The sequence below is a fragment of the Haloarcula salina genome, from assembly GCF_010119195.1.
Taxonomy (GTDB): Archaea; Halobacteriota; Halobacteria; order Halobacteriales; family Haloarculaceae; genus Haloarcula; species Haloarcula salina.
This window is the reverse complement of record NZ_WRXL01000004.1, coordinates 361,150-377,815: the sequence shown is the minus strand read 5'-3', so window position 1 is coordinate 377,815 and position 16,666 is coordinate 361,150. Positions and strand designations below refer to the sequence as shown.

16 protein-coding genes are annotated in these 16,666 nt (G+C 68.0%); 10 read left to right on the top strand and 6 right to left on the bottom strand.

The annotated features are described in order from the left end of the window. The first annotated feature begins 171 nt into the window (after window positions 1–171). Complete coding sequence (locus GM656_RS13245; RefSeq protein ID WP_162414142.1) at window positions 172–645, top strand: DUF555 domain-containing protein; 474 nt, start codon at window positions 172–174, stop codon at window positions 643–645. Between the two features lie 152 nt (window positions 646–797). Here GM656_RS13245 and GM656_RS13240 read toward each other — a convergent pair whose 3' ends face one another. Next, on the bottom strand, window positions 798–1,034 hold the full coding sequence (locus GM656_RS13240) for a UPF0058 family protein (RefSeq protein WP_162414141.1): 237 nt from the start codon (window positions 1,032–1,034) through the stop codon (window positions 798–800). A 501-nt stretch (window positions 1,035–1,535) separates the two neighbouring features. On the opposite strand from GM656_RS13240, the gene GM656_RS13235 reads away from it, so the two are divergent. The 6 genes from GM656_RS13235 to GM656_RS13205 all read left to right on the top strand — a co-directional run bounded on the left by GM656_RS13235 (window position 1,536) and on the right by GM656_RS13205 (window position 8,703). Continuing rightward, window positions 1,536–2,180 (top strand): alpha/beta hydrolase, encoded by a 645-nt coding sequence (locus GM656_RS13235; protein ID WP_162414140.1) that lies wholly within the window; start codon window positions 1,536–1,538, stop codon window positions 2,178–2,180. A 125-nt stretch (window positions 2,181–2,305) separates the two neighbouring features. Next, a complete protein-coding gene (locus GM656_RS13230; protein WP_162414139.1) occupies window positions 2,306–3,490 on the top strand; it encodes a vWA domain-containing protein in 1,185 nt (394 codons plus the stop codon). A 56-nt stretch (window positions 3,491–3,546) separates the two neighbouring features. Next, window positions 3,547–4,785 (top strand): FHA domain-containing serine/threonine-protein kinase, encoded by a 1,239-nt coding sequence (locus GM656_RS13225; RefSeq protein ID WP_162414138.1) that lies wholly within the window; start codon window positions 3,547–3,549, stop codon window positions 4,783–4,785. Then, a complete protein-coding gene (locus tag GM656_RS13215) occupies window positions 4,782–6,125 on the top strand; it encodes a PP2C family protein-serine/threonine phosphatase (protein ID WP_241692768.1) in 1,344 nt (447 codons plus the stop codon). The genes GM656_RS13225 and GM656_RS13215 overlap by 4 nt, the downstream gene beginning before the upstream one ends. A gap of 61 nt (window positions 6,126–6,186) precedes the next feature. Next, a complete protein-coding gene (locus tag GM656_RS13210) occupies window positions 6,187–7,404 on the top strand; it encodes a double zinc ribbon domain-containing protein (protein ID WP_162414137.1) in 1,218 nt (405 codons plus the stop codon). A gap of 6 nt (window positions 7,405–7,410) precedes the next feature. Continuing rightward, complete coding sequence (locus GM656_RS13205) at window positions 7,411–8,703, top strand: zinc ribbon domain-containing protein (RefSeq protein ID WP_162414136.1); 1,293 nt, start codon at window positions 7,411–7,413, stop codon at window positions 8,701–8,703. Window positions 8,704–8,731: 28 nt separating this feature from the next. Here the strand turns inward: GM656_RS13205 and GM656_RS13200 are convergent, their stop codons facing one another. From GM656_RS13200 to GM656_RS13180, 5 genes are read right to left on the bottom strand one after another with little or no spacing between them, the layout of a single operon-like run. Further along, window positions 8,732–9,040, bottom strand: a complete 309-nt coding sequence (locus GM656_RS13200; RefSeq protein WP_162414135.1) for an Hsp20/alpha crystallin family protein — start codon at window positions 9,038–9,040, stop codon at window positions 8,732–8,734. Window positions 9,041–9,088: 48 nt separating this feature from the next. After that, a complete protein-coding gene (locus GM656_RS13195) occupies window positions 9,089–9,643 on the bottom strand; it encodes a COG1361 family protein (RefSeq protein WP_162414134.1) in 555 nt (184 codons plus the stop codon). A gap of 16 nt (window positions 9,644–9,659) precedes the next feature. Next, on the bottom strand, window positions 9,660–11,348 hold the full coding sequence (locus GM656_RS13190) for a b(o/a)3-type cytochrome-c oxidase subunit 1 (RefSeq protein WP_162414133.1): 1,689 nt from the start codon (window positions 11,346–11,348) through the stop codon (window positions 9,660–9,662). Next, window positions 11,348–11,914 carry a cytochrome c oxidase subunit II gene (locus tag GM656_RS13185; RefSeq protein WP_162414132.1) on the bottom strand — a complete coding sequence of 189 codons (567 nt, stop codon included), beginning with the start codon at window positions 11,912–11,914 and terminating at the stop codon, window positions 11,348–11,350. The genes GM656_RS13190 and GM656_RS13185 overlap by 1 nt, the downstream gene beginning before the upstream one ends. A gap of 4 nt (window positions 11,915–11,918) precedes the next feature. Further along, a complete protein-coding gene (locus tag GM656_RS13180; RefSeq protein ID WP_162414131.1) occupies window positions 11,919–13,136 on the bottom strand; it encodes a halocyanin domain-containing protein in 1,218 nt (405 codons plus the stop codon). A 163-nt stretch (window positions 13,137–13,299) separates the two neighbouring features. On the opposite strand from GM656_RS13180, the gene GM656_RS19140 reads away from it, so the two are divergent. From GM656_RS19140 to GM656_RS13170, 3 genes are read left to right on the top strand one after another with little or no spacing between them, the layout of a single operon-like run. Next, window positions 13,300–13,476: a hypothetical protein gene (locus GM656_RS19140; RefSeq protein ID WP_174242981.1), complete on the top strand. Its 177-nt coding sequence runs from the start codon at window positions 13,300–13,302 to the stop codon at window positions 13,474–13,476. A gap of 1 nt (window position 13,477) precedes the next feature. Next, window positions 13,478–14,251 carry a sulfite exporter TauE/SafE family protein gene (locus tag GM656_RS13175; protein ID WP_162414130.1) on the top strand — a complete coding sequence of 258 codons (774 nt, stop codon included), beginning with the start codon at window positions 13,478–13,480 and terminating at the stop codon, window positions 14,249–14,251. Then, on the top strand, window positions 14,248–16,638 hold the full coding sequence (locus tag GM656_RS13170; RefSeq protein ID WP_162414214.1) for a heavy metal translocating P-type ATPase: 2,391 nt from the start codon (window positions 14,248–14,250) through the stop codon (window positions 16,636–16,638). The genes GM656_RS13175 and GM656_RS13170 overlap by 4 nt, the downstream gene beginning before the upstream one ends. Window positions 16,639–16,666 lie beyond the last annotated feature (28 nt).

Below are 16,666 nucleotides of genomic sequence, written 5' to 3'. Positions count from 1 at the left end.
GCACGCCAGTCACACGGTATCGTCTGTCTTTCGAGGGTGTGATGATTTGGCTGGCCGGATGCGATTTTGCTAGATCCAGCGATCCATCCGTCTATCGGCGAAATACGCGATGTGAGCGGCTCTCTCGACGCCGACCTAACCTTCATTATATTGGAAAATGTACATGCCAATATGAATTGCCGAGTTGTCGTCGAGGCCGCCGTGCCAGTCTACGACGTCGAATCCGCGGACGAGGCGGTTCGGATCGCGATCTCGAAGACGGGTGAGATGCTGAACCCGGACCTCAACTACGTCGAGATCAACATGGGCGACCGGCACTGTCCCCATTGCGGGGAGACGCTCGAACCGGCGTTCCTCGCCGCCGATGAGAGCCTCGTGGCGCTCGAACTCGAGATGACCGTGTTCAACGTCGAACGCGACGAACATGCCGCACGGATCGCGCGCAAAGAGATCGGCCAGCGCCTCGAGAACATCCCGCTAGACGTACTCGAAATCGAGGAGATCCCGGAGGAATCCGACGACGATGACGGAGACGAAACCGCGGAATCGGCAGACGACACCGGGCAAGAGGCCGACGCGGCGACCGACGCCGAAGCCGAGTCCGAGGACGTGCTCCCGGAGTTCGAAGAACTCATCGACGAGTGAGCCGCCTGCAGGCGCGACTCCTCGCGGCCGTCCTAAAAACATACGATCACTAACTGGTTTCGGTGTCCGGCAACCCACAATTTCTGACAGATCCGTTCGGAGAAGCGCCGCCGCTGTACCGGTGTGATTGTTGGTGAAACAGCGGGAGGTCGTTAGTCCGCGGCCGCAGAAACAGGCTCTTTCGCCTCGTCGCTCATCTCGGATGCGATCCCGTCGGCGATCGCGAAAACGGCAGCCTTGTGGTCGGTCTTCGACTTGTGAATCGATGTCGGCTTGACGCCCAGTTCCTCGTATTCGTCGTGGTCGACTTCTGTCCCGGCCTCTGCTTCGTAGTGGTTCTGTACCTGTGCAAGCAGGCCGTGAAGGTGGATGAGCTCCTGCTTTTTCATGGTCAACCCAAGCTAACAACTGGAAGGTTATAGTACTACTCTGATGAAGGTTAACACACTACTTTTCGGTACTCCCTCGTAGTTAGCGACTGGATAGCTTCGTTCGAATTTATTTTATATCCAATTCTCAGAATTTATGGAATCTCTTATGTGATGAGTCCCGGATACGTCACCACCTGTCCGGGCGATCGACAGTGACGGCCACCGGCGCGGCCGCACGTGAACCCCCGGAGGTGTGTCTCGATGTACGCCTAGCACCTCGTTAATCGCTCAATTTTGGCTCAACGACGCGCGTCGGCGTCGGCATGAGTCGACGAGCGTTCGGACGGTCTCGACGCGCCAACCCGTCCGTCGGTTGACTGATGTTCCCAGTCAAGTGCCTCCGGCCGGTACAGATGATATGAACGGTGACGCGAACACGCGAGTACTGATCGACGATGACAACCGATTGACCGAGCACCGCGTTCGAACAGTTTCGGCCAATCCCGGGGAGGGTGCGCGATGAACGGGCCACACCAGGACCAGCAGCGGTCGACCGCGGGGACGCCGCTCGCCGAAGCGAGCGCCGCGGCGGTGCTCGTCCACGGGCGGGGCGCGACCGCGCGGAGCATCGTCCAGATGGCCTCTGAGTTCCAGCGAGACGGACTGGCGCTGCTCGCGCCGCAGGCGGCCCGAAACACGTGGTACCCGAACTCGTTTCTGGCTCCGGTCGAGCAGAACGAACCCGGTCGCACGTCCGGGCTACAGGCGGTCGACGACGCCGTCACTGAGGCGACACAGGCCGGGATCCCGACTGACCGGGTGCTCGTCCTCGGATTCTCACAGGGGGCGTGTCTCGCGAGCGAGTTCGTCGCGCGAAACCCGCGGCGGTACGGGGGACTGGTGGCGCTCAGCGGGGGACTCATCGGCGAGACCATCGACGAGAGCGAGTACGAGGGCGACCTCGAGGCGACTCCGGTGTTCGTCGGCTGTAGCGACGTGGATCCACACATTCCCATCGAACGCGTCCACGAGACCAGGCGCGTGTTCGAGCGCCTGCACGGCGACGTGGAGGAACGGATCTACGAGGGAATGGGTCACGGCGTCAACCAGGACGAGATCGAGTACGTCTCCCAACTGGTCGATGACCTCCTCGCCGAGACGTAGGCCGAGTGGGTGGTAGATACTGATTACTTCGCCCGGACTCAGGGTTATGTACTCCCTAGGGACCCCTCTTTTTTCACCCGATTCGGGGAAAACATATAATTAGGACGTATGTCCCATCATACGGTATGGCTGCAACTGTCGTGACCGAGGTCAACAGACCGTACGTGCCGACGGAGGGGGCGAAACTGACGGCCGAGATCGAAGTCGAACCGGGGGCGATGGAGGAACGGCCCACGCGACAGATCGCACTCTGTATCGACGCGAGCGGATCGATGGCCGGCGACGATATCGAACAGGCGCGAGCGGGGGCCGAGTGGGTGTTCGGCCTCCTCGACGAGGACGACTACGTCTCCATCGTCGCGTTCGACAACGATGTCACGACCGTACTCGCGCCCACTCGCTGGGGGGACATCACGCGTGAAGAGGCGCTCGACGCCGTCACGGATATCTCTGCGGGCGGCGGGACCGATATGTACCGCGGGCTGCTCGAAGCGAAGGCCTCGCTTCAGGACCTTCCGAGCGACGACACGACGGCGCGGCGAGTGCTCTTGCTCTCGGACGGGAAGGACAACTCACACGATCCCGAGGCGTTCGCCGAACTGGCCCGCGAAATCGACAGTGAGGGCATCCGTATCAAGGCCGCCGGCATCGGGAGCGACTACCGCGAGGAGACGATCCGGACCCTCGGGACTGTCGCCCGCGGCGAGTGGACCCACCTCGATGCCGCCGGCGACATCGAATCGTTCTTCGGTGACGCCGTCGAGGAGGCCGGGACCGTCGTCGCGCCCGACGCCCGACTCGAACTGGACGTGGCCGACGGCGTCGAGGTCAGCGGGGTGTACCGCGCGCTCCCCCAGACCCAGTCCGTGGATCTCGACTGGGCGGACAACGCGACCGTCGTGCCGCTCCCGGACCTGCTCGAACGCGAGACACAGCGCGTGGTCCTGAAGATCCACGCGCCGGACCGCGACCCCGGACGTGCGGTGTCGCTCGCGAACGTCACGCTATCGGCCGGGGGCGAGACGGCGCGCGACGCGATCACGGTCGACTACACCGACGAGGAGTCGAAGCTCGCGACCCACAACGAACAGGTGGACGTCGATCACCGACAGACGGTCATCAAGACCGAACTCGGCCGCGGCAACGTCGCGGAGGCCCAGACGCAACTGGAGCGCATGACGCGCATCCACGGCGAGGACACCGAGGCCGTCCAGTCCGCCGAACGCGAGACGCGGATCGTCATGGAGGGTGGGCGCAAGGAGCAGAACCGGGCGACGAAGATCGTCACAGACGAGGGCATCCAGAAGTGACCGCGCCGCGCCGTCGAGACAGCGCAGCCGTCGCCGGCCGGCCGAGCTAGCGTGTTATGACCTGGGAACCAGAGACGGGCGACGTCGTCGCCGGCCGATACGAGCTGGAGGCGTTCCTCGGCAAGGGCGGCTTCGCGAAGGCCTACCGCGCCCGCGACACGGAGACCGGTGACACCGTCGTCCTCAAGCATCCGAACTACACCGAGTCACAGAACGACCCCGCCATCATCGAGGAGTACTTCGGCAAGGAGGCGGAGTCGCTCGAACGCATCCGGCGCGCCGGCGGACACGAGAACGTGATGGACTACTACGACACCGTCAGGGAGCGCGACGTGCCCTTCCTCGTGGTCGAACTCGTCACGGACGGCATCGAACTCGACGAGGTCATCGACCAGCACGGTCCCATCGCGGACACCGACCAGGTGCGCCAGATCGGGATCGACCTCTGTGACGCGATGGGGTTCCTCCACGAGAACGAGATCGTCTACCGCGATCTGAAGCCGGAGAACGTGATGCTCACGCCGGACATCACGCCCACGCTCATCGACTTCAACACGGCGACCGGCTTCGACGCCTCGGGCGATCCCTCGACCGGGAACAACGGGACGACCATCCTGGGGCCGTTCAAGCCCCGCGAAGTGGCCGAAGCGAGCCGCACCGACGTTCGCCAGGGGCCGTGGTCCGACGTGTACTCCATCGGGAAGATCCTGCTCTTCCTGCTCAAGGGGAGCGTCCCGAAGAAAGACGGCGTGAATCCACAGGCCTTCGGCGCGGACTGCGAGGACTACCTGGCCGAAATCGTCGAGCGCGCGACGCAGACCGACTACCGCGATCGGTACCGGAACGCGACCGTCCTGAAGGAGGTCCTCGAACGCAAGGACCCCGGACCGCCGGCGACCGCCTCGATCACGTACATCCAGGCGGGGACGCGGTTCACGGTCGAGCCCGGTGACACGATCGGTCGCGAGGGCGCGAACGGCCCGTCCGCGTCGATCACCATCGAGGATCCGCAGGGCGAGTACATCTCCTCGGTCCAGGTCCAGTTCGACACCGAGGACGGCGACTGGTACCTCCACGACCGGAGCCTCAACGGCACCTTCGTCCAGAAGGGGGCCGGCTGGCAGCGCGTGCTCTCCTCGCCGGGCCGCGAGCGACTGCGGACCGAGGGAGAGGACCCGACTGACAGACACGGCAACGTTCCACCGGAGTCGATCCGGCTCAGGGACGGCGACCTGGTATCGCTCGTTCACCCGACCTACGGCGTCACGTTCGAGTTCCACCCGGAGGAGTCATGAGATACAGCACCAACTACGACATCGGCGAGCGGAAGCGAGGACAGGGAATCAACGAGGACAGCGTCTCCGTGACGGTGTTCGAGGAGGGCCACCGCGACGGCTACCGCGGCCAGGACCGACCGGCCGACGAGGAGGCAGACGCAGCGGCCGCGGACCTGAATCCAGCGGCCGAGACGGACGGCGAGGACGGCGAACTCGGCTCGGTTGACGACGGCGAAGTCGGAGCCTCCGACGCGGACGACGACTCGGGAGCGGCCGGAGAGACGGACGGAGAACGCGACGACACGGGATCCGACGCCGAGGAGGAGTACGGCGACGACGCGGCGACCGCGGCCCAGACCGGGCTCGGGGCGAGCGGTACCACCGACGCGGACGACACGGGCGAGGGCGCCGAGTCCGATCGCGGTCGGCCGATGAACCGTTCGGCCGCCGTGTTCGTCGTCGCAGACGGCGCTGGCGGCCACGACGCGGGCGACGTGGCGTCGTACATCGCCACGACGGTCGTGGCAGAGGAGCTCGCGCCGATGGCGATTCGGACGGCCCGGAGCTACCCGAACGGGTTCGACGTCGACGTGGCCCGCGGGGTCCTGCCGGATCCGCCCGGTGAGGGCGAGATTCGAGACGCCGTGGCGGAGGCGATCACGGCGGCGCACCGCGAGATTATCCGCTACGCCGACGAGACCGGGACGCAGTCCTACACGACCGTGGTCGCGGGCATTTACGTCGACGGCAAACTCCACTACGGGTGGGTCGGCGACAGCCGAGCGTACGTCGTCAACGGCGCTCGCGAGACGATCTCGGCGCTCACCCGTGACCACGCCGTGGTCCAGGAGTGGGAAGACAGCGGCGAGATCGACCCCGTGGAGGCCCACGTTCACCCGAACGGCAACGAGATCACGCGCGCGCTCGGTGGCTCGGGCTACGAAGACCCGGAGCGCGCGTCCGTGGATGTCGATACGCGCACCGTCCGCCTGTATGCCGAAGACACCGTCGTGACGACGAGCGACGGCCTCATCGACGCGCAGACCGACGCCCCCCAACTGTACGAGGAGTACGTCGAGTCCGACGGCTCCGAGGAGGTCGCCGATAGGATCCGCGAGCGGGTCGTCACGGACGACGACATCCGTGACCTCGTGCTCGAATCGGCCTCGCTCGACGCCGCCAGTCGCGACCTCGTCACGCTGGCGAACGACCGCGGTGGGAAAGACAACGTTTCGGTGCTCTTGTTCGCCGACGACGCGCTTCCGGAAACGCCGGATGACGGCGGCATCCCGATCCGCGACATCGACCCCGACATCGATATCTCCGAACGTGACACGGTGATTATGACAGACGAATAGTGAGAAAGTTTAGCGGGAGTAAGTATTTTATTTCCTCCCCAATTATTCCCAAACGAATATCATGCCCGAACCCGACCGAACCGTACAGTGCCCCATCTGCGACGCCGACTTCGACCCGGCCGTCGCGGGCGGGTGGTGTACGAATCCAGATTGCGGCGAGTGGCAGTACGACGGCGATATCGAGGAGGGAGACGCCGGCGGCGAGGGGACGACGGCCGACGTCGAACTGCTCGAAGACACCGCGTCGCCAGAACGACTGCCTTCGACACCCGGCCCAGCGTCGAACGGTCACCACGCCGAGGAAGCCGACACTCCGGTTGAGGCGGTGCCGGCCGAGGCCGTCGACGACCAGCGCCGCGACACCCCGGCAGTGGCCGCCGATGCGACGGCCGACGGGGCGGTGGACGCACACGCATCAGCGGACCACGATGGCGACGACGCGACACCGTCTCCCGACCACGAGGCCGATTCGAAGGCACCAGCGGCCGCCGAGCACGACGTCCCGACCGACGGCGACTCAGTCCCGAACGACGCCGAACCGGCGGACGAGCGGCCCGATGATGCTGAACCGACAGAGGAACAGACAGGCGACGCCGAACCGGCGGGCGAGCGGACCGGCGACGCCGAACCCACGGACGAACAGACTGATGATGGTGAACCGGTGAACGAGCCGGACACTATCGACTGCCCGGACTGCGGGCGGGAACTCGACGCCGACGCGAACTTCTGTCTCGACTGCGGGGCTGACGTGCAGGAGATCTCGGCCGGCGGCCCCGAACCGCTCGACGCGTGTCCGGAGTGCGGCACGGCCGTCGACGACGACGCGAGCTTCTGTATCAACTGCGGCGAGAACCTCGACGCCCACCGGAACGGCGCGAGCGAAACGGGTTCGGGCGACGACTCGGCCGCCGACGGGTCGCCGACCGGTGGCGCCGTCGAGGCCCTGTCCTCGCAGTCGTCGGACGAACCGACCGTCCCCGACGGACTCGTGCTCTCGGTGGCGGGCCGCGACATCGACGTTTCGGACGGCGACCGGGTCGGCCGCGAGATCCGCGCAGCGCTCATCGACGCCGGCCAGCCGGAGGACGAGGCGGTTCGGATCCACCGCGAGCACGTCCGGTTCGACCGGGAGGAGGACGGGTACTACCTGGTCGATCTGGGCGACAACCCGACCCGGCTCAACGGCACGCCCCTCCAGAAAGGTGACCGTGAGCGCGTCGAACCCGGTGACGAACTCGAACTCTCCGGCGTGGTCACCATCGCCATTCGGGCTCGGTGACGACGCGTGAGCGGTCGGTCGGGAACGGGCCGGTCGTCCCCCCGCGGACGACTGGTCACGGAACTCCGCGAATCCGTCTCCGTACTGCGGGCTGAACGCTGGCTGTTTCTCGGATTGGTTCTGGCATGGGTCGCGTACGGCGCCTGGGTCGTCGCCACCGGGCTCGCACTGCGCCGCGTCGCACCGAAGCTCGATAGCACGACGTTCGCCGCGGCCGGTGGCGTCGAGATCACTGCGACAGTCGCCGTCGCGGCCGTCGCGTGGCTCGTGGTCCCGTCGCTGGTGGCCGTCTGGCTCGTCAACCGACGGCTCCGAAACGACTACGGCAACCTCGCCGACGCGTACCGGTTCGACCACCCCGCCCTGTTGCTGGTCGTTCCCGGCGTCGCGCTCGCGTGCTGTCTCGTTCTCAGCGTGGCGCTCGGTCGGAGCGGCGCGCTGACGGTCCTGGCTGTGGCCGCGACGGCACACCTCGTCGTACGCACCGTCGCCTACGGCCACCGGGTGTACACCCTCTCGTCACCCGCGGCGCTCTCGGTGCTCGTGTTCTTGACGGCGCTCACGTTCGCCGTCGGGTGGCTTGCTCGGGCAACCGTCCTCGACGTTCCGACGGCGGTCGACTGGCCGGCCCGGGCCGGTGTCGACCGGACGGTCGGTCCCGTTCTCGACGCGACTGCCGTCACGCCGACGGTGGCGGTCACCGCCGCCGTCGCCGTTCCGGGGACGCTGGTAGCAGCCTATCTCGTCGTGCAGTCCGCCGTCGGGGCCGTCGTTCGATCGCGCGCCCCGCTCGCAGACCCGCAACGACGGCCGGACCAGCGATTCCCAATCATGCCGCCGGTGGCGACGCGCGACGCCGAATCTGAGGGTGCTCCGACTGATACAGAAGAATCGGACCGTTCGAGCCCGCCGGCGGAACCAGAAGAATCGACAGCCGATATCGGCGGTTCGGACGCGACGCGACACACCGGGACGCGGGTGTATTCGCCGGGCGAGACGGCGGCCGCTGAGCCGTCGCCCCCGGGTGACGGATCGGCGACCGACGCGCCCGCGGTCGACGGTGCTCGGGCCGATGAGTCCGTGACGGACGAAGCCGTGACGGCCGAGACGGACCCCAGTCGGACCGAACGCGTAGAGACTCCGTCCGAATCGGCGGACTCGGACGAGTGGATCGACGACACGTCGGTGTTCACGCCAGAGCGCCGAGCGGGGTCGCCTGACCGACACTGTCCGAACTGCGGGGAAGTGGTCTCACCCGGCGCGAGTCGCTGCCCCAACTGCGACTCGCGAGGCGAGTAGTTCCGGCAACAGTCCGTCTGGCCCGCCGTCAGTACTCCACGTCGATCTGGTGGTCTTCCGGCGTCTCGTCGCTGATCGGCGCAGTGACCGTGAGGACGCCGTCCTCGTACGACGCCGAGATGTCGTGACCCTCGATTGGACTGGAGAGGCCGATGCTCCGGTGGAACACCCGGTGTCGCTCCCCCGACGTTCCCTCGACGGCCTCGACGTGAAGCCGCCCGTTTCGCCAGCGGACCTCGATGTCCGACGGATCGTGGTCGGGGAGATCGAACAGCACGACGTAGGTGTCGTCTTCTCGGTACAGTTCGATTCCCTTCCGCGGGTGATGTTCTGTCATCCTTCAGGATTGTTCACGCCCCGGAGGCAAAAACGGTTCCCACGGATCTCACCGGTTGGAAACCGGGATGTCGCCGAGCGTCACGGTGTGTGTCTCCGTTTCCGGCGTGCCGTCCGGCGGGTACCGCACGGTCGTGACGGTGAGGCTGCCGGGCCGCTCGCCGGGCGGCAGGAGCCACGATTCGGTCACCGACGCCGACTCGCCCGGCTGGATCCGGTCCGTCGACGCGGCCCCGTCGACGGTCGACCCGCTCCGACTGGTGACGCCACCGAGGCGCACGGCGGCAGGTGTCTGCCCGGTGTTCGTGGCGTTCACCGTGAGGGTGACCCGCCAGCCGTCGTTCTCTGTGACGACCGAGGCCGACGCGATTCGCGCCGTCAGGTTCGGCTCGTCGAGAATCTCGTCGCCGGCGACGGCTCCCGTCTCGACGGCCGTGGGCGTTCCGGTGGCTGCGTCACCGCCATCGCCGCCGTCACCGACGACGTGGTGGCCCAGCATGCTCCCGAAGGTGGCCACCTCGATGAGGATCGGCAGGCCGATGCCGATGACGATGAGGAGGCGGATGAGCGTCTTCTGTTCCGGTCCGTCGACGTCTTCGAACATGATGTGAGAGGGGGTGTTAGACGGGGATCGGCGGGCTACCGGGCGCGAAGATGCCGTCGATGACCATGCTGGCCAGCGGCGGGCCGTACGCGATGACGATGAGCAGCAGGGCGATGGCCGTCCAGAGCTTGTAGTTGTCGAGGATGCGCGGGCTGTGCTCCGGCCCGGACAGCGGGTCCGGGATGCTGCCGTTGACAGACAGCGTCCCGCCGCGGCGGGCGAGCAGCGTGTCCGCCATCACCACGAGGAACAGCGCGGCGCCGACGAACAGCAGGAAGCCGCCGATAGCGATCTGGAGGCGCATCTCGGCGACCGTCCCGGCGACGCCCTGGAAGGCGAACTCGTCGTAGGTCGGCTCGGCGGTCCGCCGGGGGATGCCGGCCAGCCCGGCGCGGTGCATCGCGTTCGACATCAGCGCCATGCCGACGAACCAGACGTACGGCTGGAGGACGGCCAGACTGCGCTGGCGAAGCGGCTTGCCGGTGAGCTGCGGGACCAGCCAGTAGCTGATCGCCATCGCCGTCAGCGCGAACGCTGTGCCGACGGTGAGGTGGAAGTGGCCGGGCACCCAGATGGTGTTGTGAATGAGGTAGTTGATGTTCATCCCGGCGTTGATCATGCCGGAGAAGCCGCCGGCGGCGAACATCAGACCGGCCAGCGCACAGCCCGAGAAGGCCGGTTCGTCCCACGGGAGGTTCCTGAGCCACGAGAGGTAGCCGGAGCCGCCGTTCTGGCGCGCTCCGTGTTCGAGCGAGGCGACCACGGTGAAAGCCGTCAGAAGCGAGGGCAACAGCAGGAACATCGTGTTCGTCATCGCGATGAACTTGTAGCCCTCGGGGATGCCGGGGTCGACGTACTGGTGGTGGAAGCCGACCGGGGTCGAAAGCAACAGGAAGGCGACGAAGACCACGCGCGCGAGCGGGTCGCTGAACAGTCGCCCGCCGGCGAGCTTCGGCAGGATCGTGTACCAGACGAGGTACGCCGGCATGAGCCAGAAGTACACGACCGGGTGGCCGAAGTACCAGAACAGCGTCCGGGTCAGCAGCGGGTCGACGTTCTGGATGAGCCCGAGCGACCACGGGATCAGGAAGACGACGACTTCGACGGCGACGCCGATGGTGGAGATGTACCACATCAGCATCGTCGTCAGCACCATGAACGTCTGCAGCGGGATGCGCTCGTCGGGGTTGTCCGAGCGCCACTCCCAGAGTGCCTTGAAGTAGGCGGCCCCGGCGATCCAGGAGCCGACGATGATGAGCGCGGCCCCGATGTAGAACGCGGGGTGGGCCTTCATCGGCGCGTAGAAGGTGAAGAGCACGTCGGCGCTCAGCGAGTGGCCGAACACCGACGGCGCGCCGAACAGGCCACCGAGGATGGCCACGGCGGCCAGCACGGTCCCGGTGAGCATGATCCAGAAGGCCGGCCAGGCGAGGCGCTGTGGCAGTTCGCGCTCGAGACTGCTGGAGACGGCCCACGCGAACAGCCCCGCGATGAAGAACGTCGTGAACACCAGCGCGAGGAGGACGCCGTGGGCCGTCAGGAGGGTGTAGTAGTCGGCCGAACTGACGAACCCGCGGAACGCGCCGGTCCGGTGAAGCGCCTGGATCACGCCGAACAGCGCGCCGATACCGAGCGCGACGAAGGCGACGATGAACTCGCTTCTGACGAGTTTTGACGTTTTCGGATAGGAATCGACGAACACCATCAGTTACCCACCTCCGGGGATTGCAGCTGTGTCTCGTTCATACTCTGTTGTTGCTGGGATTCGTACTCGTCCTGTGGGACGACTTCGACGGAACCGCCCATCGTGTGGTGGGCCGCTCCGCAGTACTCGTGACAGACCAGTCCGTACGTGCCGGGCTCGTCGAAGCGCGCCGAGACCTCCGCGACCTGCCCGGGGATGACCATCGTGTTGATGTTGGTCTCGACCACGGCGAAGCCGTGAACCACGTCCGCGCTGGTCACGCGGAACGTGACCTTCGCGTCCGCTGGCACGCGAATCGGGTCGTCACCGGACCCGGGGACGAACTGGAACTGCCGGGCGACGACGTAGACGGCGTAGTGGTCCTCGCCCTCCCGGACCACGCCGGGGTCGTCGAACTGCGTTCCGGTGTTACCGCTCTGTACCGCCTGCGCGTTGATCTGCCCGCCCGAGTCGTCGACCATCGCGACGCCGACGCCGACGCTGCCGTAGGCGACCGTGGCGATGAAGCCGACGATGAGCAGGAGCGCTGCGCCGAGCCAGACCTTTTCGAATCTATGAACCTGCATGGTATCACCCGATCACCGTGACGCGGCCGAGGAACTCCACGAAGTACATGAACACCCACAGCAGGGCGATCAGCACGAAGTAGAAGGCGACCAGCGCCGCCGTCCCCTTCGGGTCGTACTCGTCGTGGCCGATCTCGACCGCCGGTTCCGTCTCCGCCGCTTCTTCGACCGGTGCCGGCCCGGTCGCGAGCGTGAGGTCGTCGCTCGTCGCGGGCGGTTGTTCGCTGTAGCGCCGTCGCATCGCCGCCGCGAACAGCAGCGGCGAGAAGAACGCGAGCAGCACCGACCCGGAGAGCAGCCACTGCGGGCCGGACAGTTCGATGTCAGCGCCGCGTCCGCCGCCACTGCCACCGCCGCTGCCGCCGAGCGGCCCGCCGACGACGACGGCGCCCTTCATGCCGAGGGACTCGTGGGGCACGCAGACGTAGTTGTAGATGCCCATCTCCTCGAAGGTGTGGCTGTATGTGGTGCCGGCCTCGGCGACGGCCGAGCCGGAGTCGAGCGGGCCGTCGCCGTCGGAGACGACGTTGTGGCCGCCGCCCTTGCCGTTCCAGCGCCAGACTACCTCCGTGCCGGGCGTGACGCGTACCGCCGGCGGATCGAACGCGAAGTTGCCGTTGTTGCCCTGCGCGCCGACGGTGATCTCGACCGTGTCCTGGTCGGTCCTGTCGACCGTCGTCCCGTCGAAGTTCGAGACGCCCTCGAACCAGCCGCCGTAGTCGGGATTCGCGGGCGGCCCTTCCGGCGTGCCGCCGCTGCCGCCACTACCGCCGCTGCCGCCACCGGGGCGGACGACGACGGCCCCCTTCATGCCGAGGGTCTCGTGAGGCACGCAGACGTACTTGTAGATGCCCTCGGAGTCGAAGGTGTGGCTGTAAGTGGTGCCGGCCTCGGCGACGGCCGAGCCGGAGTCGAGCGGGCCGTCGCCGTCGGAGACGACGTTGTGGCCGCCGCCCTTGCCGTTCCAGCGCCAGACCACCTCCGTGCCGGGGTTGACCATCACCGCTGCAGGGCCGAACGCGAAGTTGCCGTTGTTGCCCTGCGCGCCGACGGTGATCTCGACCGTGTCCTGGCCCCGCTTGTCGACCGTCCCGTCGAAGTTCGAGACGTCGTCGAACCAGCCGCCGTAGTCCGGTTCTTCCTGTGCCGATGCCGTTCCGGCCGCGCCCAGTGCCGCCGCGCCGGCCGCGGCTCCGACGAACTGTCGACGATTCAGTGCCATGTTCGCTCCCCCGTCGAACCGGGCGACAGCCCTCCGTTCAGTCCAGCTATTCGTCGAGCCATACACGAGTGGACAGCCCTCTATTCAAAAAAGGCACCGTCGGTTTTTCAACGGTCAGGAACGCCCCTATTCTTTTTATACGCCCTCCAACTTACGGCCACGCATGGCAGGCTCGAACCCTCGAATCGTCACACTGCTCGCGCTGCTCGGACTGGCCCCCGTCGCGTACTACATGCAGGGGACCGGGCGGACCATCGTCGCGCTCTCGCTGGTCAGCGTCGTCATCATCGCCGCAAGCCTGTACCTGATGACAGCCACAGCGGAGTCGAGAGCGGCCTGAGATGGACCCGGGGACGGCGGGACTGAGCACGGGCGACGCGGCCGGGCTAGCCGCGTTCTTCGGCCTCGGCCTCGTCGGGAGCGTCCACTGCCTCGGCATGTGCGGCCCGCTCGTCACGACGTACGCCGACCGACTCGGCGACGACGGCCCGGTGTCGGGCCGGGAAATCCGCCAGCACGCGCTGTTCAACGCGGGCCGGACGCTCAGTTACGCCTTCGTCGGCGTGGCCCTGGGCGCGGTCGGCGGCGTCCTCTACGACGCGGCCGGCGTCGCGCGCCTCGGTACCGCCGTCCGAGGTCTCGTCGGCGTCGCCGTGGGCCTGTTCATCGTCGCGGTGGGCGTCGGCTACCTCTCGCGCGGGAGCGCGGTCGACGTGGCCGCGTCGCTCCCGCTGGTCGGCGGACTGTTCCGCCGCGTCTCCTCGGCGCTCGTGGCCCGCGTCGACCGCTGGGTCGAGGGCCCTGGGATGGTCGCGCTGGGCGCGATGCACGGACTGCTCCCCTGTCCGCTGCTGTACCCGGCGTTCCTGTACGCCTTCGCGACCGGATCGGCCCTGACCGGCGGGCTCTCGCTGGCCGCGCTCGGCCTGGGGACGTTCCCGCTCGTGTTCGCCTACGGGACGGCGTTCGGGTCGCTATCGCCGTCTCGACGGGCGGCGCTGCACCGCGTTCTCGGTGCCATCTTCGTCGTCCTCGCGCTCGTTCCGCTCTCGAACGGCCTCGCGGCGTTCGGTATCGCCGTCCCGAAACCACCGCTCCCCATGCCATGGATGTGACTCACTGCACGCTCTGTGACCTGCCGGTCGACGCGCCCGTCACCGACGACGCCGTCGACGGGACGTTCTGCTGTCGGGGCTGTCTGGAAGTCGCGCGCACGCTCGACGACCCCGCGAGACAGACCCGCGAGGACGCCGACACCGGCGCGGACCCCGACGAGGTCGACGGCGAGACGGCCTTCGTCTCCGTCGACGGGATGCACTGTGCGACCTGCGAGACGTTCCTCGAAGCCCGCGCGACGGACCACGAGGGCGTCGAGGCGGCCGCCGCCAGCTACCCGACCGGGACGATGCGGCTCACCTACGACGACGCGGTGCTCGGCGAAGACGACCTCCCCGACGTGGTGGCCGGCACCGGCTACGGCGCAAGCCTCCAGACCGCCGAGCGCGACGACGAGTACGAATCGGAGGGTCGGCTCATCGTCGGCGGCTTCTTCGGCATGATGACGATGCTGTGGTACGTCCTGTTCCTGTATCCCGCTTACCTCGGCGTCGACCCGTCGCTGCTTCTGCTCGACCCGAACGGGACGGCGGGGGCGTACCTGCTGTGGAACATGGCGGTGATGACCGGCGTCGTCGTCGGCTACACCGGCTGGCCGATGCTGCGCGGGGCCTACGTCAGCCTGCGGGCCGGCCGGCCGAACATGGACCTGCTCGTGGCGATGGCCGCCGCGACCGCATTCCTCTACAGCGTCGTCGCCGTCGTCCTCGGCCACACCGAGGTGTACTTCGACGTGGCGACGGTCATCGTGATGGCCGTCTCCGTCGGCGACTACTACCAGGACCGGGTCCGGCGGGCCGCCCTCGATCGTCTCACCGAGTTCACGACCCAGCGAGCCGACAGCGCCCGGCGGCGCACCGCCGACGGCCACGAGGAGGTCGCAGTCAGTCACCTCGACCCGGACGACGAGGTGGTCGTCCGCTCCGGCGACCGCGTGCCGGTCGACGGGACCGTCGTCGAGGGGGACGCCGCCGTCGACGAGTCGCTGGTCACCGGCGAGTCGCTGGCCGTCCGCAAGACCGCCGGCGACGAGGTCATCGGCGGGTCGCTGGCCACGCAGGGCGGGGTCGTCGTCCGTGTCGGCCCCGACGCCGAGAGCACGGTCGACCGCCTCACGAACCTGCTGTGGGAGGTCCAGAGCAGTCGCGGCGGCGTCCAGCGCCTCGTCGACCGGGTCGCCGCCGTCTTCGTCCCGCTGGTGGTGGTGCTGGCCGTCATCGCTACCGGCGCGCACCTGTTCGTCGGCGCGACCCCCACCGACGCGATGCTGACCGGCCTCGCCGTCCTCGTCGTCTCCTGTCCCTGCGCGCTGGGGCTGGCGACGCCGCTGGCGACCGCCGCGGGAATCCGCCGGGCGCTCGACGCCGGCACCGTCGTCACCGGCGACTCGGTGTTCGAGACGGCGACCGACGTGGACGTGGTGGCCTTCGACAAGACGGGGACGCTGACGACCGGCGAGATGGAACTGCTGGAGCGCGCCGACGAGGACGCGATGGCCCGGGCGGCCGCCGTCGAGCGGTTCGCGGACCACCCCGTCGCCGCGGCGGTGACCGACGCGACGGCCGTCCCCGACGCCGAGGTGACCGACTTCGAGCAGCACCCGGGACGGGGCGTCAGCGCGACGGTCGACGGCGAGCGCGTCGCCGTCGGCACGCCCGACCTGCTCGAATCCCTCGGACTCGCGGTCCCCGATCCACTGCGCGAGCGCTGCGAGCGCGCCGCGGAGAACGGCCGCGTCCCGGCGCTCGTCGGCTGGGACGGCGCGGCACAGGATGCATTCGTCGCCGGCGACCGTCACCGCGAGGGCTGGGAGGCCGTCGTCTCGACGCTCTCGCGCGACCGCGAGGTCGTCGTCATCACCGGGGACCGTCCGGCGGCGGCGACCCCGTTCGAGCGCCACGAGGGCGTCGACGAGGTGTTCGCCGGCGTCCCGCCGGAGGCGAAGGCCGAGGTCGTCGAGCGCCTCCGGTCCCGCGGAACCGTCGCGATGGTCGGCGACGGGAGCAACGACGCGCCGGCGCTCGCGACCGCGGACCTCGGCATCGCGATGGCCTCCGGCACGTCGCTGGCCGCCGACGCGGCCGACGCCGTCGTGACCAGCGACGACCTGCGTGCCGCCCCGGACGTGTTCGCGGTGACGGCCGCGACGCGCTCGCGGGTCCGTCAGAACCTCGCCTGGGCGTTCTGCTACAACGCCGTGGCGCTCCCGCTCGCGCTGCTGGGCCTGCTGAACCCGCTGTTCGCTGCGCTCGCGATGACCGCGAGCAGCCTGCTCGTCGTCGGCAACTCCACGCGGACGCTCGCCGGCGACTCGTCGCTGGCGCGTGCGGACGGGAGCGACGCCGACCCGCCCGCACCCCGAAACAAGCCGGCGGCGGCCGACTGAGCGCCACCGACGACCGTCCGGACATTGG